Annotated in this window: 24 protein-coding genes, 1 tRNA gene and 1 pseudogene; 3 read left to right on the top strand and 23 right to left on the bottom strand. The window is 44.8% G+C overall.

What is annotated here, in order from left to right; genetic code table 11:
- The 9 genes from MMA19_RS26025 to fkpA all read right to left on the bottom strand — a co-directional run.
- Positions 1-188, bottom strand: a 188-nt coding sequence (locus tag MMA19_RS26025) for a GTP-binding protein (protein WP_232425018.1), incomplete at its 3' end; no start/stop codon positions are given.
- A gap of 123 nt (positions 189-311) precedes the next feature.
- The gene (gene fusA / locus MMA19_RS26020) at positions 312-2,408 is read right to left on the bottom strand and encodes an elongation factor G (RefSeq protein WP_038224544.1); all 2,097 of its coding nucleotides are present in this window, start codon (positions 2,406-2,408) and stop codon (positions 312-314) included.
- Between the two features lie 77 nt (positions 2,409-2,485).
- Positions 2,486-2,956 carry a 30S ribosomal protein S7 gene (gene rpsG, locus MMA19_RS26015; RefSeq protein WP_031493416.1) on the bottom strand — a complete coding sequence of 157 codons (471 nt, stop codon included), beginning with the start codon at positions 2,954-2,956 and terminating at the stop codon, positions 2,486-2,488.
- A gap of 97 nt (positions 2,957-3,053) precedes the next feature.
- Positions 3,054-3,428 (bottom strand): 30S ribosomal protein S12, encoded by a 375-nt coding sequence (gene rpsL / locus MMA19_RS26010; RefSeq protein WP_004399892.1) that lies wholly within the window; start codon positions 3,426-3,428, stop codon positions 3,054-3,056.
- Positions 3,429-3,603: 175 nt separating this feature from the next.
- Positions 3,604-3,867 (bottom strand): sulfurtransferase complex subunit TusB, encoded by a 264-nt coding sequence (gene tusB, locus MMA19_RS26005; RefSeq protein ID WP_038224546.1) that lies wholly within the window; start codon positions 3,865-3,867, stop codon positions 3,604-3,606.
- A gap of 10 nt (positions 3,868-3,877) precedes the next feature.
- Positions 3,878-4,234 (bottom strand): sulfurtransferase complex subunit TusC, encoded by a 357-nt coding sequence (gene tusC / locus MMA19_RS26000; protein ID WP_240207681.1) that lies wholly within the window; start codon positions 4,232-4,234, stop codon positions 3,878-3,880.
- The gene (tusD, locus tag MMA19_RS25995; RefSeq protein WP_038224549.1) at positions 4,231-4,626 is read right to left on the bottom strand and encodes a sulfurtransferase complex subunit TusD; all 396 of its coding nucleotides are present in this window, start codon (positions 4,624-4,626) and stop codon (positions 4,231-4,233) included. Before tusD ends, tusC begins: the two co-directional genes overlap by 4 nt.
- A 1-nt stretch (position 4,627) precedes the next feature.
- Positions 4,628-5,302, bottom strand: coding sequence for a transcriptional regulator (locus MMA19_RS25990; RefSeq protein ID WP_051647237.1), 675 nt, complete (start codon positions 5,300-5,302; stop codon positions 4,628-4,630).
- 223 nt (positions 5,303-5,525) lie between these two features.
- Positions 5,526-6,311: an FKBP-type peptidyl-prolyl cis-trans isomerase gene (fkpA, locus tag MMA19_RS25985; protein ID WP_038224550.1), complete on the bottom strand. Its 786-nt coding sequence runs from the start codon at positions 6,309-6,311 to the stop codon at positions 5,526-5,528.
- A gap of 160 nt (positions 6,312-6,471) precedes the next feature.
- On the opposite strand from fkpA, the gene MMA19_RS25980 reads away from it, so the two are divergent.
- The gene (locus MMA19_RS25980) at positions 6,472-7,452 is read left to right on the top strand and encodes a lipoprotein (protein ID WP_038223262.1); all 981 of its coding nucleotides are present in this window, start codon (positions 6,472-6,474) and stop codon (positions 7,450-7,452) included.
- A 5-nt stretch (positions 7,453-7,457) separates the two neighbouring features.
- Positions 7,458-7,685: a SlyX family protein gene (locus MMA19_RS25975; protein WP_006075239.1), complete on the top strand. Its 228-nt coding sequence runs from the start codon at positions 7,458-7,460 to the stop codon at positions 7,683-7,685.
- 70 nt (positions 7,686-7,755) lie between these two features.
- Here MMA19_RS25975 and rlmB read toward each other — a convergent pair whose 3' ends face one another.
- From rlmB to tsaE, 13 genes and pseudogenes are all read right to left on the bottom strand, one after another.
- Complete coding sequence (gene rlmB, locus MMA19_RS25970; protein ID WP_006075240.1) at positions 7,756-8,493, bottom strand: 23S rRNA (guanosine(2251)-2'-O)-methyltransferase RlmB; 738 nt, start codon at positions 8,491-8,493, stop codon at positions 7,756-7,758.
- A gap of 16 nt (positions 8,494-8,509) precedes the next feature.
- Positions 8,510-10,981, bottom strand: a complete 2,472-nt coding sequence (gene rnr / locus MMA19_RS25965; protein WP_240207680.1) for a ribonuclease R — start codon at positions 10,979-10,981, stop codon at positions 8,510-8,512.
- Between the two features lie 94 nt (positions 10,982-11,075).
- Positions 11,076-11,648: pseudogene (locus MMA19_RS25960) on the bottom strand (tetratricopeptide repeat protein); the annotation flags it as partial.
- 306 nt (positions 11,649-11,954) lie between these two features.
- Positions 11,955-13,271 (bottom strand): adenylosuccinate synthase, encoded by a 1,317-nt coding sequence (locus tag MMA19_RS25955; RefSeq protein WP_006075243.1) that lies wholly within the window; start codon positions 13,269-13,271, stop codon positions 11,955-11,957.
- 133 nt (positions 13,272-13,404) lie between these two features.
- Positions 13,405-13,593, bottom strand: coding sequence for a DUF2065 domain-containing protein (locus MMA19_RS25950; protein WP_240207678.1), 189 nt, complete (start codon positions 13,591-13,593; stop codon positions 13,405-13,407).
- A 59-nt stretch (positions 13,594-13,652) separates the two neighbouring features.
- Positions 13,653-14,633 carry a protease modulator HflC gene (gene hflC / locus MMA19_RS25945; protein ID WP_006075245.1) on the bottom strand — a complete coding sequence of 327 codons (981 nt, stop codon included), beginning with the start codon at positions 14,631-14,633 and terminating at the stop codon, positions 13,653-13,655.
- 2 nt (positions 14,634-14,635) lie between these two features.
- The gene (gene hflK / locus MMA19_RS25940; RefSeq protein ID WP_031493407.1) at positions 14,636-15,838 is read right to left on the bottom strand and encodes an FtsH protease activity modulator HflK; all 1,203 of its coding nucleotides are present in this window, start codon (positions 15,836-15,838) and stop codon (positions 14,636-14,638) included.
- Positions 15,839-15,883: 45 nt separating this feature from the next.
- A complete protein-coding gene (gene hflX / locus MMA19_RS25935; RefSeq protein WP_240207676.1) occupies positions 15,884-17,173 on the bottom strand; it encodes a ribosome rescue GTPase HflX in 1,290 nt (429 codons plus the stop codon).
- A 44-nt stretch (positions 17,174-17,217) separates the two neighbouring features.
- Positions 17,218-17,481 (bottom strand): RNA chaperone Hfq, encoded by a 264-nt coding sequence (gene hfq / locus MMA19_RS25930; RefSeq protein ID WP_006075248.1) that lies wholly within the window; start codon positions 17,479-17,481, stop codon positions 17,218-17,220.
- Between the two features lie 190 nt (positions 17,482-17,671).
- On the bottom strand, positions 17,672-18,619 hold the full coding sequence (gene miaA / locus MMA19_RS25925) for a tRNA (adenosine(37)-N6)-dimethylallyltransferase MiaA (RefSeq protein WP_240207674.1): 948 nt from the start codon (positions 18,617-18,619) through the stop codon (positions 17,672-17,674).
- Positions 18,616-20,616, bottom strand: coding sequence for a DNA mismatch repair endonuclease MutL (mutL, locus tag MMA19_RS25920; RefSeq protein ID WP_240207672.1), 2,001 nt, complete (start codon positions 20,614-20,616; stop codon positions 18,616-18,618). Before mutL ends, miaA begins: the two co-directional genes overlap by 4 nt.
- Before the next feature lie 34 nt (positions 20,617-20,650).
- Positions 20,651-22,342 carry a LysM peptidoglycan-binding domain-containing protein gene (locus MMA19_RS25915; RefSeq protein WP_240207685.1) on the bottom strand — a complete coding sequence of 564 codons (1,692 nt, stop codon included), beginning with the start codon at positions 22,340-22,342 and terminating at the stop codon, positions 20,651-20,653.
- Between the two features lie 20 nt (positions 22,343-22,362).
- Positions 22,363-22,827 (bottom strand): tRNA (adenosine(37)-N6)-threonylcarbamoyltransferase complex ATPase subunit type 1 TsaE, encoded by a 465-nt coding sequence (gene tsaE / locus MMA19_RS25910; protein ID WP_006075252.1) that lies wholly within the window; start codon positions 22,825-22,827, stop codon positions 22,363-22,365.
- 247 nt (positions 22,828-23,074) lie between these two features.
- On the opposite strand from tsaE, the gene queG reads away from it, so the two are divergent.
- Complete coding sequence (queG, locus tag MMA19_RS25905; RefSeq protein ID WP_240207683.1) at positions 23,075-24,202, top strand: tRNA epoxyqueuosine(34) reductase QueG; 1,128 nt, start codon at positions 23,075-23,077, stop codon at positions 24,200-24,202.
- Between the two features lie 593 nt (positions 24,203-24,795).
- Here the strand turns inward: queG and MMA19_RS25900 are convergent.
- Positions 24,796-24,871 (bottom strand) — tRNA-Gly (locus MMA19_RS25900).

Genomic DNA, 24,871 nt, shown 5'->3' with positions numbered 1-24,871 from the left:
ATTGTGATACCGCGCTCACGCTCTTCTGGAGCGTTATCGATAGATGCGAAGTCTTTCGCTTCACCGCCGTACACTTTAGCTAGAGTAGTACAGATTGCAGCAGTTAGAGTTGTTTTACCGTGGTCAACGTGGCCGATAGTACCAACGTTAACGTGCGGTTTAGTACGTTCAAATTTTTCTTTAGACACGATCGTGTTCCTTCCTAGTTATGATTCGCCCCGAGAACGAATTTTGTCGGGGCGCGCCAGAATTTGCTATTTTATGCGTCAATTTTACTCAACGCAACAGATTCATTACTAAACAATAGCTGATTAGCTGCGCTGTGCAATAATCGCATCCGCCACATTCTTCGGAGTCTCAGCGTATTCGCTAAATTCCATCGAATATGACGCACGACCTTGGGTCGCACTACGCAAGTCAGTTGCGTAACCAAACATCTCAGAGAGCGGTACTTGTGCACGGATGATCTTAAGGCCAGCGTGGCCGTCATCCATACCTTCGATCATGCCGCGGCGACGGTTAAGGTCACCAACAACATCACCCATCCAATCTTCTGGAGTCGTTACTTCAACCTTCATCATTGGCTCAAGCAGAACAGGTTGTGCTTCAAGCGCACCTTTTCTGAAGGCCATCGAGCCGGCGATCTTAAACGCCATCTCGCTAGAGTCGACATCATGGTAAGAGCCATCATACAGTGTTGCTTTGACATCCAGTACAGGATAGCCGGCAAGAACACCGTTGTTCATCTGCTCTTCGATACCTTTCGATACCGAGCTGATGTATTCCTTAGGAACCACACCACCCACGATCTCGTCAACGAACACAAACCCTTCACCCGCTTCAGATGGCTCAAGCTTAAGCCATACGTGACCATATTGACCACGACCACCTGATTGGCGAACAAATTTGCCTTCAACTTCTGTGCTGCCGCGAATTGTTTCGCGGTACGCAACTTGAGGTTTACCCACGTTGCAATCAACACTGAATTCGCGCTTCATACGGTCAACGATGATGTCTAGGTGAAGCTCACCCATACCTGAAATTAGCGTTTGGCCAGTTTCGTCATCGGTTTCCACACGGAACGACGGGTCTTCTGCTGCCAGTTTACCTAGCGCAATACCCATTTTCTCTTGGTCAGCTTGAGAGCGAGGCTCTACCGCGATCTGAATAACTGGCTCAGGGAATTCCATGCGCTCAAGAATCACTTTGTGGTTCTGGTCACACAGGGTATCACCTGTTGTTACGTCCTTCAGACCAATCGCTGCTGCAATGTCACCCGCACGAACTTCTTTTACTTCTTCGCGCTTATTTGAGTGCATTTGAACGATACGGCCAAAGCGTTCACGCTTTTGCTTCACTGAGTTATAAACGGCATCACCCGAGTTTACGACACCTGAGTAAACGCGCATAAACGCTAGAGTGCCTACAAACGGGTCGGTTGCAATCTTAAATGCAAGTGCAGCGAATGGTTCGTTGTCGTCCGCGTGACGCTCTACTTCGTTCTCATCATCGTCGATACCTTTAATCGCAGGTACGTCTACTGGAGAAGGAAGATATTCGATAACCGCGTCTAGTACCGCTTGCACACCTTTGTTCTTAAATGCACTACCACATGTTGCGAGTACAATTTCGTTATTTAGTGTACGAGTACGCAGACCCGCCTTGATTTCAGCTTCCGTTAGTTCGCCTTCTTCAAGGTATTTATCCATCAACTCTTCGCTTGCTTCTGCAGCGGCTTCAACCATGTTGTTGCGCCACTCTTCAGCTTCATCTTGCAGTTCTGCTGGAATCTCTTCGTAAGTGAAGGTCATGCCTTGATCTGCATCGTTCCAGTTGATTGCTTTCATCTTGATAAGGTCGATGACACCTTTGAACTCATCTTCTGCACCAATGTTTAATTGGATTGGAACTGGGTTCGCACCAAGACGATTTTTAATTTGGTCCACAACGCGTAGGAAGTCTGCGCCTGCACGGTCCATCTTGTTCACAAATACCATACGTGGAACGTGATATTTATCAGCTTGACGCCATACAGTTTCAGACTGAGGTTCAACACCTGATGAGCCACAGAATACAACCACTGCACCATCAAGCACACGCAAAGAACGCTCTACTTCGATAGTAAAGTCAACGTGTCCAGGGGTATCAATGATGTTTACGCGATGATCTTGGAATTGTGCTTCCATACCACGCCAGAAGGTAGTAGTAGCAGCAGATGTGATAGTGATACCACGCTCTTGCTCCTGCTCCATCCAGTCCATGGTTGCAGCACCATCGTGAACTTCGCCGATTTTGTGAGAAAGGCCAGTGTAGAACAGAATACGCTCACTTGTGGTTGTTTTACCTGCATCTACGTGAGCAACGATACCGATATTACGATAGCGCTCAATAGGAGTTTTACGAGCCACGATTGTATCCTCTTACTAAGGTTAACCTTAGAGTATAGAAAAGTGCTGCGAGAGAACCTCGCAGCACTGAAAAGGTATTACCAGCGGTAATGAGCAAACGCTTTGTTAGCGTCAGCCATGCGGTGAACGTCTTCACGTTTCTTAACCGCAGTACCTTTGTTCTCAGACGCGTCTAGCATTTCAGCAGCTAGGCGTTGAGCCATAGATTTTTCACCACGCTTACGCGCAGCTTCAACCAACCAACGCATAGCAAGTGCGTTACGGCGAACCGGACGAACTTCTACAGGTACTTGGTAAGTTGAACCACCTACACGGCGAGATTTAACTTCTACCGCTGGGCGAACATTTTCAAGAGCTTCTTCAAATACAGCTAAGTGGTCTTTACCAGACTTCTCAGCCATAGCTTCTAGTGCAGTGTAAACAATTTTCTCTGCAGTAGATTTCTTTCCGTCAACCATAAGGATGTTAACGAACTTTGCCAGCAATTCAGATTTGAACTTAGGATCTGGAAGGATCTTACGCTGACCAATTACGCGACGACGTGGCATGGATATTCTCCGTTGTCTTCTTCAGGTTATCCAAAACTTTACAGTTTCTTCAAAAATTAAAAATAATTTAGTGTTTGGCCTTACTTAACGGAATCCATTAAGACTTAGGACGCTTCACACCGTACTTAGAACGACCTTGTTTACGGTCATTTACGCCAGCACAGTCTAGTGCGCCGCGAACAGTGTGGTAACGTACACCCGGAAGGTCTTTAACACGACCACCACGGATTAGAACAACACTGTGCTCTTGAAGGTTGTGACCTTCACCGCCGATGTACGAAGTCACTTCGAAGCCGTTCGTTAGACGAACACGACATACTTTACGAAGTGCTGAGTTAGGTTTTTTAGGTGTAGTAGTGTAAACACGAGTACATACACCACGTTTTTGTGGGCACGCTTCTAGTGCAGGCACGTTGCTTTTAACAACTTGCTTTGCACGAGGCTTACGTACCAACTGGTTAATAGTTGCCATTAACTAGCTCCTGATTTACTTGAAAGTAAGCTTTGTGAAAAATCTAGCCCTAACCGCCAATGGCAATTAGGGACGCAAAATTCTATGCAGCAGTGGGAGGTGTGTCAAGAAATATACAGATCTTTTTTAGATTAACTGCCGGGTTTTCATGTTTACAGCAAGCGATATGAAACGACTACTCCCAAGTAGTACTGTTAACATGTCGTTCGGTGAGTTCAACAAACCCATTAAAATCCACAACTTGAGTTGATTCTGATACTAGAGGCATCAACCCTCTAGCACTAAGATCCGGTTGCAACACGAAACATGCTGAAGGTAACGTTAAGTTTTTGTCAGTGATTAAATAACACGCATTTTCGACCAAAATTACTTGGTCATCTTGCGATAAATAGCGAAGTGCTTGTTGGTAGCCAATTTCGGTTTTGATGATATGAAGCATAAAGGGAGACCTAGAACGTTAATACTTTATGACAAAGACTCAACTGTTTGGCAATTTCACCCGTTTCAACTACTTGTGCACCAATAACCAGTTGCTCGGAGTCTAGCTGATATTGCAGCATACTCTGCTCGCAGACAAAGACGTCTTCAATGTCATACAACTCCATCAGCTTAAATGCGCTGATGTAGTCACGTGATAACACGTCAGCACAGTGTTGGTTTTGTCTGAGCTGATTAACACCTGCGCCAACAAAGAATACTTTGATGTCTTCAGTAAACGCCGATGTCGCTAACAGCGCGTCTAGTCCTTCACGCCCTTTTGCTGTTGAATGTGGTAATGAGTTAAATACAAACGCTAGTGTTGTCAAAACTGCACCACCCTGTCTTGCGTTAACATAGCGCTGGCGAGGCTACCCAACCCAGCGAGTTCAAAGCCTTGAGCTAAGTTATCGACATCGCGCGTATGTTGTGAGGCTTCGTCAACACCCAAGACACCACGTCGCAAAGAGGCGGCAACGCACGTTTCTAAGCGTACACCATAATCTTGTGCCAAACTCTGCCACTCAGCTGTCAAATCTAGCTCATCATTCGCAGGTACCACAAGGCGCGACGCATTGTGAATCCCATCCTGATAAAAGAACACACTCACTAGCTTATGTCCTCTAGCAATAAGAGCCTTAGCAAAGAGCAACGCGTTACGTGCAGACTGAGTTCCATAAACCGATCCATTGATAACTAATGTATAGGTTAACGCAGACACGTTATTCGTCCTCAGTCTTACGCTGACGGATATAGAGATAAACGGTGTGTTTTGAGATATTGAGACGATCTGCGACACGATTTATCGCATCTTTAATATCAAAAATACCTTTGTCGTAGAGCTCCATAACAATCTGGCGGTTCTTAGTATTGTTCGATACCGATTTATCCGCATTGATGTCTTCGATAGTGCGTTCTACGGTTTGGTCTACTAGCTCTTCTACATCACTGGCAAAGTTCACTGAAGATGCGGCATCTTTTGCATCTTGTGTAGGCATAAAAGATTGAAGGATTTGCGAGAATGGCGCATCTAAGTTCACGTTAATACACAGCAAACCAATGACACGATTATCACCATTGCGAATCGCAATAGTAATCGACTTCATCAGCACGCCGCCTTTAGCGCGAGTGAAGTATGAGCGAGAGAAGTTACGCTCAGAGCCTTCGATATCTTTGAGCATCTTAAGAGCTAGGTCGGTTATTGGTGAGCCAACTTGACGCCCTGTGTTTTCACCGTTGGCAATTTTCACTGCGGAAGTATTTAACGACTCCAGTGAGTGCAGAACGATTTCACAAAATGGACCAATTAAACTCGCTAATCCATCGACCACGGCCTCATAGGACTTAAGGATGATTTTGTCATGCTCGCTAAATGGCGCCACATCGACTGACTCCATTTCAAGCAGCTCATCGGGATTGGTAATTTCAGTCACTGTACTTTGACCCTAGAGATAACTTAAAAAAATTACCGTAAGTTTATCAGAAAATTTGAAGCTGACCTCTAAGTATGTCTCTAACAAGTGATTTAGGGCAAAAAAAGTGCAGTTTTTTATCTACCGTGGCTTTCATCAAACTAAAAAAAGACCCACCGTAGTGAGTCTTTATCGTTCAATGCATTAATTATTGAGTTGCTTGAGCGTCATCGCCATCGATTTTTAGCAGCTCTACTTCGAATACCAAGGTAGAGTTCGCAGGAATCGTTGGTGTGTCTTGCTCGCCATAAGCTAACTCTGGTGGGATAACGAACTTGTATTTAGAACCCACTTTCATTAGCTGAACACCTTCAGTCCAACCTGGAATAACACGGTTAAGCGGGAATGTCGCTGGTTGACCACGATCGTATGAGCTATCAAATTGAGTGCCGTCAATCAAAGTACCTTTGTAGTGTACTTCTACTGTGTCAGTCTCTTTTGGTTGCGCACCAGTACCTTCTGTTTCTACTTGGTACAGTAAGCCAGAGTCTGTTTTAGTCACACCATCTTGTTTCTCGAATTCAGCACGGAAATCGTCACCAGCTTTCTTAGCTGCAGCCGCTTTTTCTTCTGATTGCTTCTGCATAGTTTCAGCAACACGCTTGTCTAAACCTTCCAGTGCAGCACGAATTTCATCTTCTGTCAGTTCAGCTTTACCCGCAAACGCTTGTTCTATACCTTTAAGAACCAGTTCTTTCTTCAGCTCGATGCCAAACTCAGCCGGTTTTTCAATGCTCGTGCTTAGGTAGTTAGCGAAAGAAACGCCGATTGCGTAAGCTGCTTTATCATCTTCTGTCTTAAAGTGAACCGCTTTGCCTGTCTCCGCTTGAACTTGCTCTTGCGCCGCTGGCTCTGCTTTTGGTTCTTCTTTTTGACAACCGACTGCCAACATTACTGTCGCAGCAAGTAGCGACACTTTAAATAGTGATTTCATTTAATTCTCCGATTATGGAATTCAACGCCTACTCATACTTATTAAACTTGTCTTTCAGCGCAGCATGCGTAACTATCTCAATCTAGTAACTATTTCTACATAGCTCAAGCTTTAAATATACTAGCTTAAACTCAAGACTCAACGTGGAATAACGCTAATGATGCGAATAATATCTCATTCTGTGCTGTGGTTAATTGTCATCAGCCTGTTAAATGGCTGCTTTTTCTCCAGTGATTCAGAGAGACAATGGGACCTAGCGCTAGAGGGAACCAGTGCCATTGCGTTAAGCCGCGATGCCAGATTCGCCTTGCTTTACTCCAAGCAGCAGCACCTTCAGCTATGGGACCTCAACCAAAACAAACTGTTAGCTCGCTTGGGCATTCAAGATCCTGAGCAGAATATTATTTCCCTCATTCGTTTTAGCGATAATGGCCGCTTTGCTGTCACTGCCACACAAACCAACTTCGCCGTCTGGGATTTAGCCTGGTCTCAATCTACCGGACTTTGGTCTATCTCTGACGGACTCATACAAGACATCGCTTTGGGCAATAATGGCGATGAAGTGCTTATTGGTCTCAGTAATGGTAAAGCCATATTCATCGATTTAGTCACTGGAAGACGCCTAGAGTTCCTCGCTCATGTAGAAAAAGTGAATTCTGTTTCACTATCGCCTAATGGAAAATACGCACTATCAGGAGGCAACGACCATAATGCTTACTTCTGGAGCACCGAATCTGGTCAAATATTACAGCAATTTGAACATGAGCAACGGGTCGGCACAGTGGAACTACAACGCGATGGTTTATACGCCCTCACTTCAGATAGTGGAAATAATGCCATTATTTGGGATCTGAAAACTGGCAAAGAGGTCAGTCAGCTAAGCAGCTGGACTCGACAGCTTATCTTCTCCTCTGCGCGCTTTTCCGATGACGGCACTCGTTTAGTCACCGGCTCTCCCTCTTCTAGAATGGTCATCTGGGACACGCAATCTGGTAAACGGATAGAAGGCTTCGAAGTTGAGATGTTAAAAGATGTTCGTCCGCCTCGAGGAGTAGTGTATGATGCCGCTTTTGAGAGCAACCAACGCGTCCTCTCAGCCTCTTCTGCCGGTGTTGTGCAGGCTTGGAATTTGAGTGAGTAGAGATTATGAGTAATAAAGAAGTTCAGGCTCTCGAAGAGAGAATTAACGATATGGAATGCAAAATGGCATTCCAAGAGCAGACCATCGAAGAGCTCAATGACGCCTTAACTCAACAACAGCTACTGATCAGTAAAATGCAAGATCAAATGAAGTATGTTGTTGGTAAAGTGAAAAATATGGATACGTCCAACCTTGCCGATCCTTCAGAAGAAACGCCCCCTCCTCATTACTGATTGTCCAGATATAAGAAAGCCCCTGCGTAATGCTGGGGCTTTTGGATTATCTATAAGTCCTGCTAAATCACTAAAGCGCGCGTTGGCGTACCGCTTCAAATAAACAAATCCCCGATGCTACCGAAACGTTCAAACTTGATACCGAGCCCGCCATTGGAATTTTAATCAGATCGTCACACGTCTCACGAGTTAAACGGCGCATACCGTCACCTTCCGCACCCATAACAATCGCTAAAGGTCCATCAAGTTTCGCTTGGTAGATATCGTGAGTAGCTTCCCCAGCAGTCCCTGCAATCCAGATTCCTTGCTCTTGCAATGATCGCATTGTACGAGCGAGGTTAGTTACGCGAACCAAAGGAACGGTCTCGGCGGCACCACAGGCCACTTTACTGACAGTGGCCGTTAATGGCGCAGAGCGATCTTTCGGCACAATAACAGCAGCAACACCTGCCGCATCGGCATTACGTAAACAAGCACCCAAATTATGAGGGTCAGTCACACCATCAAGAATTAGCAATAGTGGCTGAGCATGCTGGCTTAGAATACTGTCTAGATCATTCTCATTGAGCTGCTTAGCTGGTTTTACTTTCGCAATGATTCCCTGATGATTGGCACCACGTGCTTTGTCATCAAGCGTCTTACGGTTCATTTGCTGAATCGACACACCAATTTGAGTCAATTCATTCAGCACTGGCATCAAGCGCTCATCTTGACGCCCCTTTAATACGTACGCTTCTATAAAACGTACTGGATCTCTTTCCAATACAGCTTTCACAGCATGTATGCCGTAGATAAATTCGTTACTCATGGTTTAACCTTGAATTCTATTTTTTCTTCGCTCGACCCGCTTTACTGCGCGCTTTGTTCTTGCGAGCTTTTTCGGCTTTGGACTTTTTGCGCTTATGCGGCAATACGTCTTCTTGTCCGTCAGGCCTTTTCGTTGCTTCGACAAGAGGCTTAGCTTTTGCGCCTCGCTTACCTCTTACTTCTGCGACACGTTGTTTTGCCTTCGCTTTTTTCTTCTCAGCTTCAGCAACACGTTTTTTAGCCGTTTTTCCTTTGCCGCGTAGCTTACGACTTGTTTCCTCTAATTCAAAGTCTATTTTCTTCTCATCGAGGTTAACCGCCAGCACTTTTACTTTGACCGCATCACCTAATCGATAAATCGCACCAAAGCTTTCACCGATAAGTCTTTGACCTATTGGATCAAACTGATAGTAGTCATTAGCAAGTGAGGAAATATGCACCAAACCATCAATGTGCAATTCCGTTAAACGTACAAAGAACCCAAAACCGGTGACATTCGCAATAACACCATCAAGAACTTCGCCAACATGGTCTTGCATGTACTCACACTTGAGCCAATCTGCCACATCACGTGTCGCATCATCTGCTCGGCGCTCTGTCATCGAACATTGCTCACCATAGAAGTCCATATCATCGAAGGAATAATGGTAACCACCGGTTGGTGTCCATCGATCGGTGTTGCGACCTTCTTGCTTAGCAATTAGATACTTAATCGCTCGATGCAGCAACAAGTCAGGATAACGACGGATTGGAGAAGTAAAGTGCGCATAGCGTTTGAGCGCTAACCCAAAGTGACCTGCATTATCTGCGTTATACACCGCTTGCTTCATTGAGCGTAATAGCATGGTCTGGATCAACTCTTTGTCTTGGCGCTGCTGGATTTTTCGAATCAGCTCAGCGTAATCCGTTGGTGACGGGTCTAAACCACCAGATAAATCTAAGCCAAGCTCTCCCAAGAAATCTCTAAAGCCTTGCAGCCTTTCCTCTCCCGGAGTCTCGTGAATACGATACAGGGCCGGCTCTTTGGCTTTCTCAACCAGAGAAGCGGAAGCAATATTTGCCAATATCATACATTCTTCGATGATCTTATGGGCATCATTGCGAATCACAGGTTCGATGCGGTCAATTTTACGCTCTGCATTGAAGATAAATTTGGTTTCTACTGTTTCGAACTCAATTGCACCACGATGGTCACGTGCTTCTTTCAGCACTTGATACATATTGTGGAGCTCATGCAAGTGTGGCACTAACGCACTATAGCGTTCACGTAACTCTTCGTTACCCTCTAAAATATCACTCACTTTGTTATAGGTTAGGCGAGCATGGGAGTTCATCACGGCTTCGTAATGCTTATAACCTGAAAGTTTGCCCGTTTCCGAAATGGTCATTTCGCACACCATACATAAACGGTCTACTTGAGGGTTAAGCGAACACAATCCGTTCGACAATACCTCAGGTAACATAGGAACCACCTGAGATGGGAAATAAACAGAGTTACCACGTACGATGGCTTCTTTATCTAGAGGGGAGTCCGGACGAACATAATAGCTGACATCCGCGATCGCAACCCATAAGCGCCAACCACCACTTTTTTTACGTTCACAGTAGACGGCATCATCAAAGTCACGAGCATCTTCACCATCAATCGTGACAAGAGGCAACTCGCGTAGATCAACGCGGCCCTTTTTAGCCTCTTCAGGTACAAATTCGCCAAATTGCTGAACTTGCTTTTCAACTTCAGCTGGCCACTCATGAGGAATTTGATGAGTGCGAATTGCTATTTGGGTTTCCATGCCAGGCGCCATGTTCTCGCCAAGCACTTCAACTACTTGCCCCATCATTCCACGAGATCGGCTGCCACGGTCAGTCACTTCAACCACAACAACATTGCCCATTCGGGCGCCGCCTCGGTGTTCGTTCGGGATTAGGATATCTTGGCTAATACGAGAATCATCAGCAACGACATAGGCGTAACCGTATTCTAGGAAAAATCGGCCTACGACTTGCGTCTTGCGCTCTTCCAACACACGTACGAGTCGCCCTTCCTTTCGACCACGTTTATCGGTGCCAGATGGCTGTACTAATACAAAATCGCCATGCAATAGTGTACGCATTTGGTGATGAGGAAGCAGAACATCATTGTCCTTATTCATGCTTCCTTCAGGTCTCACCCAGCCATGTCCATCTTTATGACCTATGACATAGCCTTTAATCATTTCTAATTTATCTGGTAAGGCATAACACTGGCGTCGAGTGAAGACCAACTGGCCATCACGCTCCATAGCACGTAAACGACGACGCAGCCCTTCATAATGCTCTTCGCCTTCAAGCCCTAATGCTTCGAACAGATCATTTCTGTTCATTGGTACATTAACGCTTTCTAAGAAATCGGTGATGAATTCTCGGCTTGGAATTGGGTTGTCGTAGTTTTGGGACTCTCTTTCTGCAAAAGGGTCGTCTACTTTGATATCGCTAGGCTTGTTCGACATAGTCTGACCTATATTTTAGGAGGGATACGTCGATTATAACTGACAGAGCAGATAAGCTACAGAAATGCTTTGAATTTCTCGTATTGCTGAAAAATTACCAGAACGTCGTTCGACGCTTTGCCCTTGCAATAATGTTTTCAGGCATACGTTGCTCTAAGCCACGTCTTAACATAGAGATACGTTTATGCTTACGACTATCAGGAGTCACCGAGTTGTAGAGCCAACGATATGCATCTTCGTAGTCCAGAGGGCTACCAAAATCTCGAAGCAACAATTCTGCAAGTTGAATCCTCGCATCAATATTGCCCATTGACGCCGCTTCTCTAAAATAGGGAATGGCTCGCTCTTTATCTTGCTGCACAAAAGTACCACGAGAGTAATAGCGGCCTAGCTGTTCAAGCGCTACCGGTAATCCTTGATGGGCTGCATTTTCCATGTAGTACAGACCCAACTCAACATCTTGAGGCACACAAACACCCCAAGCAAGCATATCGCCATAAAGAAATTCATAGGAAGGTAAGTTGATGCGGGTCGCGCGCGCCATAATATCTTCAACCAGCTGACAGTTATCTGCTTTGACTCGAGCTAGATGTCGATTTTCTTCAATTAAACCAATCAGTTCATCTTCAGAATAGATAGGGATCGGAGCCCCCACTTCTTTGGCGTGAAGTGTTTTTACAGAGCCAAGTAGCGCCATGCAAACAAGTGCTGCTAGTTTGTGTCGCTTAATCACTGTGTAACTACTCCTCATACGCAAGTACCAAAGCCAACCAAAGCTTATGGATAGTTTAACTTTTATCGGCAGTTACTCACCTCGCTTTAGAGAAAAAATAGGAAAAGTGGCAATATATTGCCACTTTTAAATAACTGAAGTTCAAAGGCGTCAAACCTTGGCACAAGATCACATTTGCTCAATGTTCATCACCAATAAAAAAGCCAGCGTAAATGCTGGCTTTTTGGAACTTTCAATCGATTAAGCCTCGAATGGCTGAACCTTAATGATCGTTTCGTTACGATCTGGACCTGTAGAGATAATATCTACTGGTACGCCTGTCAGTTCTTCAATACGCTTGATGTAGTCTAGAGCGGCTTGAGGAAGTTGCTCGATAGACGTTGCACCAAATGTTGTTTCAGACCAACCAGGCATAGTTTCGTAAATTGGTGTTGCTTCTTCAAAAGCTTCAGCAGCCATTGGAGAAACTTCCAAGATAGAGCCATCTTTCATCTTGTAACCAGTACAGATTTTCAGCTCTTCTAGACCGTCAAGCACGTCTAGTTTAGTTAGACAGAAACCTGAGATAGAGTTGATTTGTACTGCACGACGCATTGCTACTGCATCAAACCAACCAGTACGACGTAGACGACCTGTTGTAGCACCGAACTCGTGACCAACATCACCAAGGTGCTTACCTACTGGGTCTTGCTTATCTAGGCCATCGTAAAGCTCTGTTGGGAATGGACCAGAACCAACACGAGTACAGTAAGCTTTAGTGATACCTAGAATGTAACCGATATGACGAGGACCAAAACCTGAACCTGCAGCAACGCCGCCAGCGGTAGTGTTTGAAGACGTTACATAAGGGTATGTACCGTGGTCGATATCTAGAAGCGTACCTTGAGCACCTTCGAACATAATCTTGTCACCACGCTTACGCGCTGCATCAAGTTCATCAGTTACATCAATAACCATTGAAGTTAGAAGGTCTGCATAACCCATGCATTGTTCTAGAACTTCGTCATAGCTTACTGTGTCTGCTTTGTAGAAGTGCTCTAGTTGGAAGTTATGGAACTCCATGACTTCTTTTAGCTTCTCAGCGAAGACTTCTTTATCGAAAAGATCACCAACGCGTAGACCACGACGTGCAACTTTGTCTTCGTATGCTGGACCGATACCACGACCAGTTGTACCAATTGCTTTATTACCACGAGCGATTTCACGCGCTTGGTCAATAGCAATGTGGTAAGGAAGAATTAGAGGACAAGCTTCAGAAACGAAAAGACGCTCGCGAACTGGAATACCACGCTCTTCTAGAGGCTTCATTTCTTTAAGAAGTGCTTCTGGTGAAAGAACAACACCATTACCAATAACACACTTAATGTTATCGCGAAGAATGCCTGATGGAATCAAATGAAGAACGGTTTTTTCACCGTTAATGACTAGAGTGTGACCTGCATTGTGACCGCCTTGGTAGCGAACCACGTACTTTGCATCTTCAGTTAAAAGGTCTACGATTTTACCTTTACCTTCGTCACCCCATTGGGTGCCCAGAACGACTACGTTATTACCCATCTTTCCAAATCTGATTGCTAGTTAAAAAAGGATTCTAGCATCGAAATCACAAATTTGCAGTCATTTTTTAAGCATTAGAATCCCGCTATGTGGTAAGTGACTGATGCTGGCTAATAAAAAAACGATATTGTGACTAGTTTAGCATCATGAAGGTAATTACAGCACCTGCCACAACAAGGCAGCCGCCGATTCTTCTTAAATGCTCATCAGGTTGCTGAGCTAATTGGGAAACCATGTTTCGCCAACCTCGCGGGGCAAGTAAGGGCCCGAGTCCTTCGACAACTAACACTAAACCCAAGGCAATCCATAACGACTGTGGCATTGTTTTTCTCCCAAAAAATAGGGCTCCCTTGAGGAGCCCTATTACGGTATAGCTTAAGATTATTTAACTGGAGCGCCGTTCATATCGTTCATGTAACGGAAGAACTCACTCTTAGGATCAAGAACTAAGATATCGCTCTTGTCCGAGAATGACGTCTTATACGCCGATAGTGAACGTAGGAAGCTAAAGAACTCTGGGTCTTTGTTATACGCCGAAGAGTAGATAGCTGCTGCTTTTGCGTCTGCACCACCTCGAGTTACACGAGCTGTTTTGTCTGCTTCAGCCAATAGTGTTGCCACTTCTAGCTCAGCTTGAGCACGAATAACTTCTGCTTTCTCACGACCTTGAGAACGGTGCTTACGAGCTACCGACTCACGCTCAGCACGCATACGACGATAAATCGATTCACTGATTTCATCAGGAAGGTTGATTTTCTTCATACGGAAGTCAACAACACGAACACCTAAATCTTTCATTGCGCTTTCACGGGTATCGCGAAGCACGTTGCTCATGATCTTATCGCGTTCGCCATCAATCTCTAGAGCTTGCTTAGCCGCTTCAGTGGTGACTTCTTCACTGTCTGCACTTTCAGGAAGTACATCGTTGTTACGAGGACCAGAAACAATCTGTTTGATCTCACGAGCACCGATTTCAGAACGTAGCACATCGGTAACTTTACGTTCTAAAAGCGCTTGCGCAGTAAGAGCATTACCACCACCCGTTGCCAGATAGTATTGACGGAAATCTTCAATCTTCCACTTAACATAAGTGTTGATGATGACGTCTTTTTTCTCTGACGTTACGAAACGGTCACCGCGGCCATCCATTGTCTGAATACGTGCGTCCAATGTTTTCACTCGATCGAACAGTGGCATCTTGAAATGCAAACCAGGTTCGTAGATGCGAGATACTTGGTTGTCATCGGTAAGAACACGACCAAATCGAATAACGATGCCACGCTCACCTTCAGGGATGACGAACAAAGACATCAGCATCAATGCTAAGGCAACGACTAATACTGGTATCATCAATTTACGCATTATTAGTATCTCCCTTGACGCGTCGAGTTATTGCGAGACGTATTGTTGCTTGAAGAAGTATCGCTGGACGACGGATCTAATTGAATCTGTTCATAAGCCGATGTTTCCTTTGGCTTACGTGACTTAGATGTACCTTCTTGACCTGCTAGCTTATCGATAGGCAAGTACAACAGGTTACCACTTGATTCAGAGTCAATAAGAACCTTAGATGTATTTGAGTACACTTCTTCCATCGTATCTAGGTACAGACGGTTACGAGTAACCTCAGGCGCCGCTTGATATTCTGGGAGTAGTTTTTCAAACTGAGCAACTTGACCTAGCGCTTCGTTGGTTATTCTCTCGGAATAACCTTGAGCTTCTTTCTTCAAACGCTCAGAACGACCTGTCGCTTTAGGAATAATCTCGTTTTTGTACGCTTCTGCTTCTCGAATGAAACGCTCTTCATCCTCTCGAGCAGCGATCGCATCATCAAATGCATCTTTAACTTGCTCTGGTGGACGAGCTGACTGGAAGTTGACGTCAACGATGGACAGACCCATATCGTAGTTATCAATGATCTCATTCAGCGTTTCTTGAGTGCTTTGACGAATCTGTTGACGACCACTGGTCAGGATACTATCCATCAGTGAATCACCGATTACTGCACGTAGAGCCGAGTCAGTTGCTTGGCTTAAGCTGTCATCAGCGTTAGTGACAACAAACAGATACTTGTATGGATCAGAGACGCGGTACTGTACGTCCATTGAAACTGAAACTACGTTTTCGTCTTTTGTCAGCATGGTACCTGATGCACGAAGCGAGCGAATTGCTTGCACGTTAACAGGTTGGTATTCGTCGATAAAGCGCGGACGCCAGTTCAGACCTGGGTCGACGATTCGATCGAATTTACCGAGACGGAGAACGACACCTCGCTCACCTTCACTAATGGTATAGAAGCCAGAAAAGAACCAAATAGCGACTGCGATTAATGCAATGACACCAAAGCCTATTGCACTACCACCACCGCCAATTGATGGGCCACCATTACCACCACGTTTACCAAACTTACCACCGATTTTTTGACTCAGCTTATTAAAGACTTCATCTAAATCAGGCGGTCCTTGATCACGACCACCGGAGTTCCGGTCACCACGATTGTTATTACCCCATGGGTCTTTATCGCGGCCGTTGTTTCCATTGTTATTACCAGGCTCATTCCACGCCATTAGGAAGCTCCATCATTTAGTATGACGTTATACTGTAGCAGTCCTTTAAGTAACTATAAAGTCACTCAAAACTGCCCCTTCTCTTTTTTCAAGTCTAGACCAATCTACTTGTTGCATCCGAATATCAATCAACAAGTTACCTTCTTCGTCGTATTCTTCACGTTGAATACAATTCATCTGGAAAAATGTACTACGAAATCGCCCTTGAAACTGCGGCGGAATTCGCAATTGATATTGAACCATTTGGCTCGCTAAGCGCTCTGTTAGCGCTTCGAACAACAGTTCGATTCCTTGCCCTTCCATGGCAGAAACCCAAACGGCTCTCGGAATTCCTTCGTCATTACGTTCTATACGTGGACGTTGGCCATCTAGATTATCTATTTTATTCATCACAACGAGAGAAGGCACTTCATGTGCATCTATCTCTTCTAGCACGTCATGAACAGCTTGAATATTCTCACGAAATCGGTCATCACTGGCATCGACAACATGTAACAAAATGTCAGCTTCCTGCGTTTCTTGCAGTGTTGCCTTAAATGCCGCGACTAAATCATGCGGTAGATGACGGATAAATCCTACCGTATCCGCAAGGATAGCCGGACCGACGTCCGCTAGTTGTATTTTTCTTAAAGTGGGGTCGAGTGTTGCGAATAACTGGTCAGCAGCATACACCCCTGCTTCAGTAATACGGTTAAACAGTGTTGATTTGCCCGCGTTGGTATAACCTACTAGGGAAATCGTTGGGATTTCAGCTCTGTTTCGGGCTCGTCTGCCTTGTTCACGCTGTTTTGCGACTTTTTCTAGACGATGCAAAATCGCTTTAATTCGATCACGCAGAAGTCGACGGTCGGTCTCTAACTGAGTTTCGCCGGGACCACGTAAACCAATACCACCTTTTTGCCTTTCAAGGTGCGTCCAACCTCGAATCAATCGAGTCGATATGTGACGCAACTGTGCTAGCTCTACTTGCAACTTACCTTCGTGGGTACGTGCTCGCTGAGCAAAAATGTCGAGGATCAGACCAGTGCGATCCAAGACTCGACATTTACACAGACTTTCTAAATTACGCTCTTGGGCAGGAGAAAGGGCGTGATTAAAAATCACAATGTCAGCACCAGTTAACTGCACTGTCTGCGCAATCTCCTGAGCTTTACCTTCTCCAACATAGTATTTCGGGTGAGGGGACTGCCGGCTTCCGGTTACTACCTGTAACGCATTAACGCCTGCAGAAGATACGAGCATCTCAAATTCGCTAAGATCTTCCCACTCACCTTCTTGCGTGAAGTTGATATGAACAAGTACAGCTTGCTCCCCCGATTCATAACGGTCAAACAAGCTACCAACTCCTATTTAATTGTCTTGTTTTATTAAATTCGGTATTAATCGTCAGATTTCTCTTGTTGACGATCACCAGCTGGACGCTCACCACTATGATGGCTAACCGCACGAGCTGGAACAACCGTAGAAATCGCATGCTTATAAACCATTTGATTAACGGTGTTTTTCAAAAGGATCACAAACTGATCGAAAGACTCAATTTGACCTTGTAGCTTGATCCCGTTTACAAGGTAGATTGATACTGGAATACGCTCGCGACGTAGTGCATTTAGGAATGGGTCTTGAAGAGATTGCCCCTTAGCCATTTTTATTTTCCTTATATTAATATTGTAGTTTTAATTATTTAGCTATTGGTGCACTGCAATGTTAGGTGCTGCCTTTGCATCTGAGCTAAACCAATGAAATACCCCTTAGTTTTATAATCATAGAACAACTATTGCCTTTGAAAACAAAACTCAGTTCCTTTTTGGGTACAAATACGCAAAAGCGACCACATTATACACAGTTAATGCCATCAGATGCTATGGCATCTGTGAGAGTTTTCATTGAATCCTCAACATGTTCGCTGTCTAACCAAACCAAATCATCCCAACTCCTTAACCAGGTGATTTGACGCTTGGCCAATTGGCGAGTCGCACAGATCCCGCGAAAGATCGCGTCATCTAAAGTGCTCTCTCCGTCCAAATATTCCCACATCTGACGATATCCGACACAACGAATAGACGGCAGATCTGGGTGAAGATCTTCACGAGCATATAACGCTTTGACTTCATCTTCAAAGCCTGCTTGTATCATTTTCTCAAAGCGCAATTCAATTCGTTTATGTAACAAAGCACGATCTTTGGGCGCTACCGCAAATTGTTTAACACGAAATGGTAAAGGCTCGCCTTTGGTTTCAGTCAATTCTGTCAATGATTTACCAGAGATACGATACACTTCAAGCGCACGTGATAGTCGCTGAGGATCATTTGGATGTATCCTCTCTGCTGAGACAGGATCTATCGCTCGAAGTTCATTATGAAGTGCTTGCCACCCTTTTTCCGTGGCTTCTTGCTCGATCTGTTTGCGGATTTCTGGGTTCGCTGCAGGTAACGGCGATAGGCCTTGTAATAGTGCTTTAAAGTACAGCATTGTGCCACCAACCAGCACCGGGATCTTACCTTCAGCGTGAATTTTGGCAATTTCGTTCAAAGCATCGCGTCTAAAATCCGCCGCAGAATACGCCTCTGCTGGATCCAAAATATCGATTAAGCGATGTGGCGCTAGTGCAAGCTCATCAGCATCTGGCTTTGCGGTACCAATATCCATGCCCTTGTATATTAAGGCTGAATCAACACTGATGATCTCCACAGGGTATTGCTGACGAAGACGAATGGCTAAGTCGGTCTTACCGGATGCGGTTGGACCCATTAAAAACAAAACGAGTGGTAATTTTTGATTCATGATGAAAATGCTGCAATTGTGGCCGTAAAATCGACAGGTCGAACAAATTTAGGGTCGCTTAACGGTAGCTGACCTTCGTAGAGCTGTTCAAGGTTGCCAAGCAACTGAACGGATTCAGATAAAGCGTAGCTACTTTTCACTTGCAGCACTTTTTTCGCTAACCAAAGGCTTAACTGACTGGTGGTTTGATCATGCTGCTCAAGGGTTGCCAAGTATGACAGCATTTCATCAATTAACAATTGCAAATTTTGCTGCCTTAATGGTGAAGGCACCCCCATCACCATTGCAGTTTGTTTATTGCGTACCTTAATATCGATTCCAAAGTTCAACATAAGCTGCTCATGAGTCTCAACCGCCTTTAATTGCCCTTCATTGACTTTCAATGAGAGTGGCACCAACAGTGGCTGCATGGTCAACGCACTTGTTTTTGGGCTCAATTGAGCGAACAGTTTGTAAAACTCAGCCCGGCGCAAAGACACCACCGCGCAAATGGGCTCCGCCTTCACCAGCACATAACATTGTTCGACAATGGCAATGGCCTTACCAATTCGCTCAATATTCACGTCTATCTGGTTTGGCTTTTGCATTTCAGGTTCAGGCAACTGATGGACGTTAGTTTCAATATCGGGCGTTTGCATCAACTCCTGATAGACTCGAACTTCGTCGGCCGTTGGCGCTTTTTCTATGACACGAGCCGAACTCTTATTGCTAGAAGTCTTCGCACCACGCTCAGATACCCAGTCGCTTCGAGGAGAATGCTCTGCAATTTCATGACCTACCGAAGTACTTTGCACAGCATACTCTGATTGACTATCGCGTCTTTGATAATCCGCTCTACCAGGATAAGCAGGTATGCTTTCCACAGCGCTCAGCGTAGCATCGTCGACATCAATTCTCGATGTTTGCTCCGGCTCTCGGTGTTCGGTGACTTTTGTTTCATTTTGACTGTTAGCCGATGTGCTAAAAGCTGCTGGAGAAACTGGCTGAGCGTCAATAGACTTAGCCTGAACCAAAGCATCACTCAGAGCTTGGTATATAAAGTCGTGAACCAGACGAGCTTGATGAAAGCGAACTTCATGTTTTGCAGGATGCACATTCACATCCACTTGATGAGGGTCGATATCAATAAACAAGATATAAGCAGCAAACTGCTCTGGGGCTAGACTGTTTTCGTAGCTTTGACGAATCGCATGATTGATGAGTTTGTCTTTCATCATACGACCATTCACATAGCAATATTGCAGATCACTTTGAGCTCTGGCACCTTCCGGGGTGGTAATCCAGCCATGTAATTTCAAATCATTATGCTGCAACTCAATCTTAAGCATATTGCGCACAAATGGCGCTCCACACACGGCTGCTATTCGCTTCTCTGTTTGCGCATCGGTCTTTGCAGCACGGTACTGCCTTACTAACTTACCGTTGTGCTTCAGGTTGATCGAGACGTCAAAACGGCTCAAGGCGATCCGTTTTAATAACTCATCAATATGAGTGAATTCCGTTTTCTCAGTACGTAAAAACTTGCGTCTTGCTGGTGTGTTGAAAAATAGGTCAAGGACTTCAAGTGTAGTACCAATGGGGTGTGCAGCAGGTTTAAGCTTCACTGCCATGTCACGCCCTTCGGCATATGCACTCCAAGCTTGTTCTTGCGTGGCTGGACGAGAGGTCAGTGTCAATCGAGCCACAGAGCTTATACTTGCTAATGCTTCACCGCGAAAGCCTAGGCTCATAATGGCTTCAAGATCATCCAAGGTATGAATCTTCGACGTCGCGTGACGGCTAAGTGCCAGTTGCAACTCATCTTTAGCAATCCCTTTGCCGTTATCACGAACGCGGATAAGTTTGGCACCACCTTTTTCGATATCAATATCGATACGAGTCGCACCAGAATCAAGACTATTTTCGACCAACTCCTTTACTACCGAAGCTGGTCGTTCCACCACTTCACCCGCGGCAATTTGGTTAGCCAGTCGAGCGGGGAGTATCTTAATCGTCACTTATCTTCTCCAAAATGAGCTACATCATTCTTGTTTACTTATTAGGTATCAACAAGACTTGGCCTACTGCCAATGAGTCTGAACGTAGCTTGTTCGCATCTCGTATACTTTGAACGGTCACACCATACTTAGATGCAATCTTGCCTAAGAACTCCCCTCGCTGCACTTTGTGCTTACGAAGAGGCAGGTCTTTTAAACTGACTGTGATTTTGAGTTTCTGCCCCAGTTTCAATACATCAGATTTGAGGTTGTTCTCACGTTTAATATCTGCAACGGAGACTTTGTATTTGTTGGCAACCTTACCCAAGTAGTCACCTTTGGCCACAGTATGGGTTACCGTTTTAGTTTCAACCGTATTTACCTTGCTGCTGACCTTCACTGGTGCGCTGCTCCCAGGAATCACCAAAGTTTGTCCTACCGCCAGCGAAGTACCCTTCAGGTTATTGGCACTCTTAATAGCCGAGACCGACGTCCCATAATTTTGAGCAATCACAGATAAGGATTCACCACGCTTCACGGTATGTTTTTTCTGCTGGCCGCGATTGGCAAACAAAGTCCCTTCCGGCGGATTCGCTTCAAAATACTGGACGATCGCTTTGGCTAAGGCACGCGCCAATTTATCTTGGTGACTACGAGTCGTTAGCAAGCGCTCTTCTGTTGGGTTGGAAATAAAGCCAGTTTCAACCAGAACCGAAGGAATATCCGGTGATTTCAACACCGCTAGGCTCGCATTAACAGGCTCTTTCTTATGAAGATGCGCAACTTTACCCATCTCTTTTAAAATCTTAGTTGCGACTTTGTAGCCCTCTTTTTGAGAGTGACTAAATTGCAAATCTAAGAGTGTTTGACTGACATTTCTATCGTTGGTGTTCTTCGATAACACCTCACCAGCACCGCCCAATAATTCAGATTGCTGCTCGTGATTCTCTACCCAGCGCGCAATCTCGGTGTTCGCTCGTCTAGTATTCAGGACAAACACTGACGCACCACGAGGTTGTGGCGTTCTAAACGCATCGGCGTGAATTGAAACCAATAAGTGTGCTTTATTCTTACGTGCAATCTCAGAACGTTTATTAAGATTGACAAAATAGTCACCACGGCGAGTCAATACTGCCTTCATGCCCGGAATAGCATCGATCTGTGCAGCCAGTTTTTTCGACACGCTCAAGGTCACGTGTTTTTCGTATTTCTTAGTTGGTCCAATCGAACCCGGATCTTCACCACCATGGCCAGCATCAATTGCAACGATAATATCTGCTGTGCCTCTCAACTGAGAAGCATCACGACTTACTGCCGTTTTACTGCTTGGTACCGTTGCTTTAGGTTGGTTACTCGCTTTACCGTGAGGCAAGTCGATAACCAGACGATGTCCGTACTGCCCCCCCGGTGTTGGATTCAGTTTAAATATTTGCGGCGTTGAAGACTTCTTTAACTCGAACACCAAACGATAGGTCCCTTTGCTAGGGGGTGAGCTTTTACGAATTTTGCTCAGCACCGGGCTATCGGTTACGTTCATTGGTAACTTGGTGTTTAAGGTTGTGTTTTTAAGATCCACTACAATTCGGCTTGGGCCCGATAGTGAGAAATAACTGTAGTCCGCTTCAGACTTAAGGTCGATAACAACACGCGTTTCGTCTGGTGACGGCCAAACGCGGAGACCCTCTAACGCATTGGCTAAAGTAACGGTAGGAAACATCAACAAGATTGGCAGCATGACTTTAACCATGCTGCTAAGAAAACGACTGATCAATTTAACTCCAACTGACTTATTAATTCTCTTCCATAATCGCTATTTGCGGTGAAGGCAATCTCTCTTGCCTCGCCAACATACTTAATCTCGATATCAATATCGGCATCAGGTAAGACGCCAATTCCTTTTTCAGGCCACTCCACTAAACAGATGGCATCATCCGAGAAGTAATCACGAATACCCATGAACTCAAGTTCTTCAGGATCCGCTAAGCGATATAGGTCGAAGTGATATACGTTCCAACCATCAAGCTGATAGGGCTCTACCAAGGTATAAGTCGGGCTTTTTACATTACCCCTATGTCCGAGACTCTGAATAAAGCCACGACTGAATGTGGTCTTCCCAGCGCCAAGATCACCATGCAAATAAATCGTTGTCTGTTTTGAACAGAGATTGGCCAGTTTAGTTCCAATTAAAATCGTTGCGGATTCATCTGCTAAGGTAAATTTTTTAGTGCTCATCACATTTTTCTCTGAGTGGTGCCTTTGAGAGTCGAAATAGTAAACTGTGTCGCTTTTCGTAGACAAGTGATCTTATGTAAGTAATCAGAAAATTTACCATTATTTTATCGTTATCCCTACTGTGCATACACAAAATAGTCGATGAAAGTTTGTTCTAAAGTAGATTAAGGACTTTTTGGTGCTCATACTTGGGTTAGTATTGGTTTTGAGTATAGAATACGCGTCCTTTTCTATTTGAGTAATCATGATGGACTTAAACAAGCTTGCCAGTGACATCAAACAATGGGGACAAGAGCTCGGTTTTCAAAAGGTCGGTATTAGTGATATCGATTTGCAAGACCAAGAAACTGTTCTCAAAAACTGGTTGGCCGCTGGATATCATGGTGATATGGCTTGGATGGAAACACACCAAGATTTAAGAATTCACCCAGATAAGCTACATCCAAATACCTGTCGAATTATCAGTGTCAGAATGGATTACCTTCCGGAAGACGCGAATTTTGCATCCAATTTAGAAGATAAGCACTCGGGTTATATCAGTCGGTATGCTCTTGGACGTGATTACCACAAACTGATTCGTAATCTACTCAAAAAACTAGGTCAAAAAATAGAACAAGAAGTCTCAGAGCTTGGTTATCGTCCTTTTGTCGATTCAGCCCCCGTTTTAGAACGCCCTCTAGCAGAAAAAGCCGGATTAGGGTGGATAGGCAAACACTCATTATTACTGGATAAAGAAGCTGGCTCTTGGTTCTTTTTAGGTGAACTATTTATCGACTTGCCTCTTCCTACGGATAACCCGGTAAATAACGAGTGTGGAAAGTGTCGAGCGTGCGTAACGTCCTGCCCTACTGGTGCGATTTTGGAAAACGGCGTTATTGATGCTCGCCGCTGTATTTCCTACCTCACCATCGAATACAAAGGGGTCATTCCATTAGAATTTCGCGAAGCGATGGGAAACCGAATCTATGGGTGCGATGACTGCCAACTGGTTTGTCCTTGGAATCGTTATGCAGAGCTCAGCCAACGACAAGACTTTCAAAGACGCAATAGTTTTGCCGATACCAATCTCGACATTTTGCTTTCCTGGGATGAAGCCACTTTCCTTAAAAATATGGAAGGCTCAGCCATTCGAAGAATCGGTCACGAGCAATGGCAACGAAATATCATCATCGCGATGGGGAATGCGCCTTTCTCTCAAACTTATATCGAGCAGCTAGAACAGATAGAGGGACAATCCGGCCTTCTAGATCCACACATCGAATGGGCCTTGCAGAAACAGCTCGGGCAGCTACCTGTGAATCTAGATACCAGCCTTCATACTAAAAACCAACGTCTCATCCGTATCGTAAAAAAAGGGTTACCCCGAGACGCATAGCCATCAATGGTTGTAGAAAAATCAAATTAATTTTCTTGACTAATATCTCAAATCTACATTTGTGGAAAAACTACATTTTCATTAGCGGTTAGTCGTTGAGAAATCAGGTTAAACACAGTTTCAATATATGACTAGGATCAAAAAAACGTCACTTGCTGATCATTTTACTGTCAAGAAAAAAACAACAGAACGCCAATTATTTTGTTTAATTTCAACCACTTAGTAACAAAAATCAATCTTTAGCATTACCAATGTCGGTGTAAAGATCTTTCAAGCCCCCTACCTTAAGGACCTTCAAATACAATTTATCAACCAAGTTATCCACAAAATAAAAATGTGGATAAGTCTGTTAATTTAACTGTGACAGAATCGCAACAAAGGCAGACGCCTAGTGCTGTTCAGGTGTGTAGAAATTAGATACACAGTTCAGTGCATTGCGTTACTTATGAGTAATGCAATAACTGAATGACTTAATTTTTGGGAGTGATGCTTCTCAGCATTAGGAAAGAGCATGCGGTGAAGGGACGAAGTTTCTCAACTTTGCTATCTCTTAACGGGATGACCGCTTTTGGTGTCCATTATGAGGAAGAAATTGGAGCGACACACGAGGTTCGAACTCGTGACCTCAACCTTGGCAAGGTTGCGCTCTACCAACTGAGCTAGTGTCGC

This window comes from Vibrio sp. CyArs1 (assembly GCF_022432925.1).
GTDB classification, from domain to species: Bacteria; Pseudomonadota; Gammaproteobacteria; order Enterobacterales; family Vibrionaceae; genus Vibrio; species Vibrio mediterranei.
This window is presented reverse-complemented; position numbering and strand designations above follow the sequence as displayed.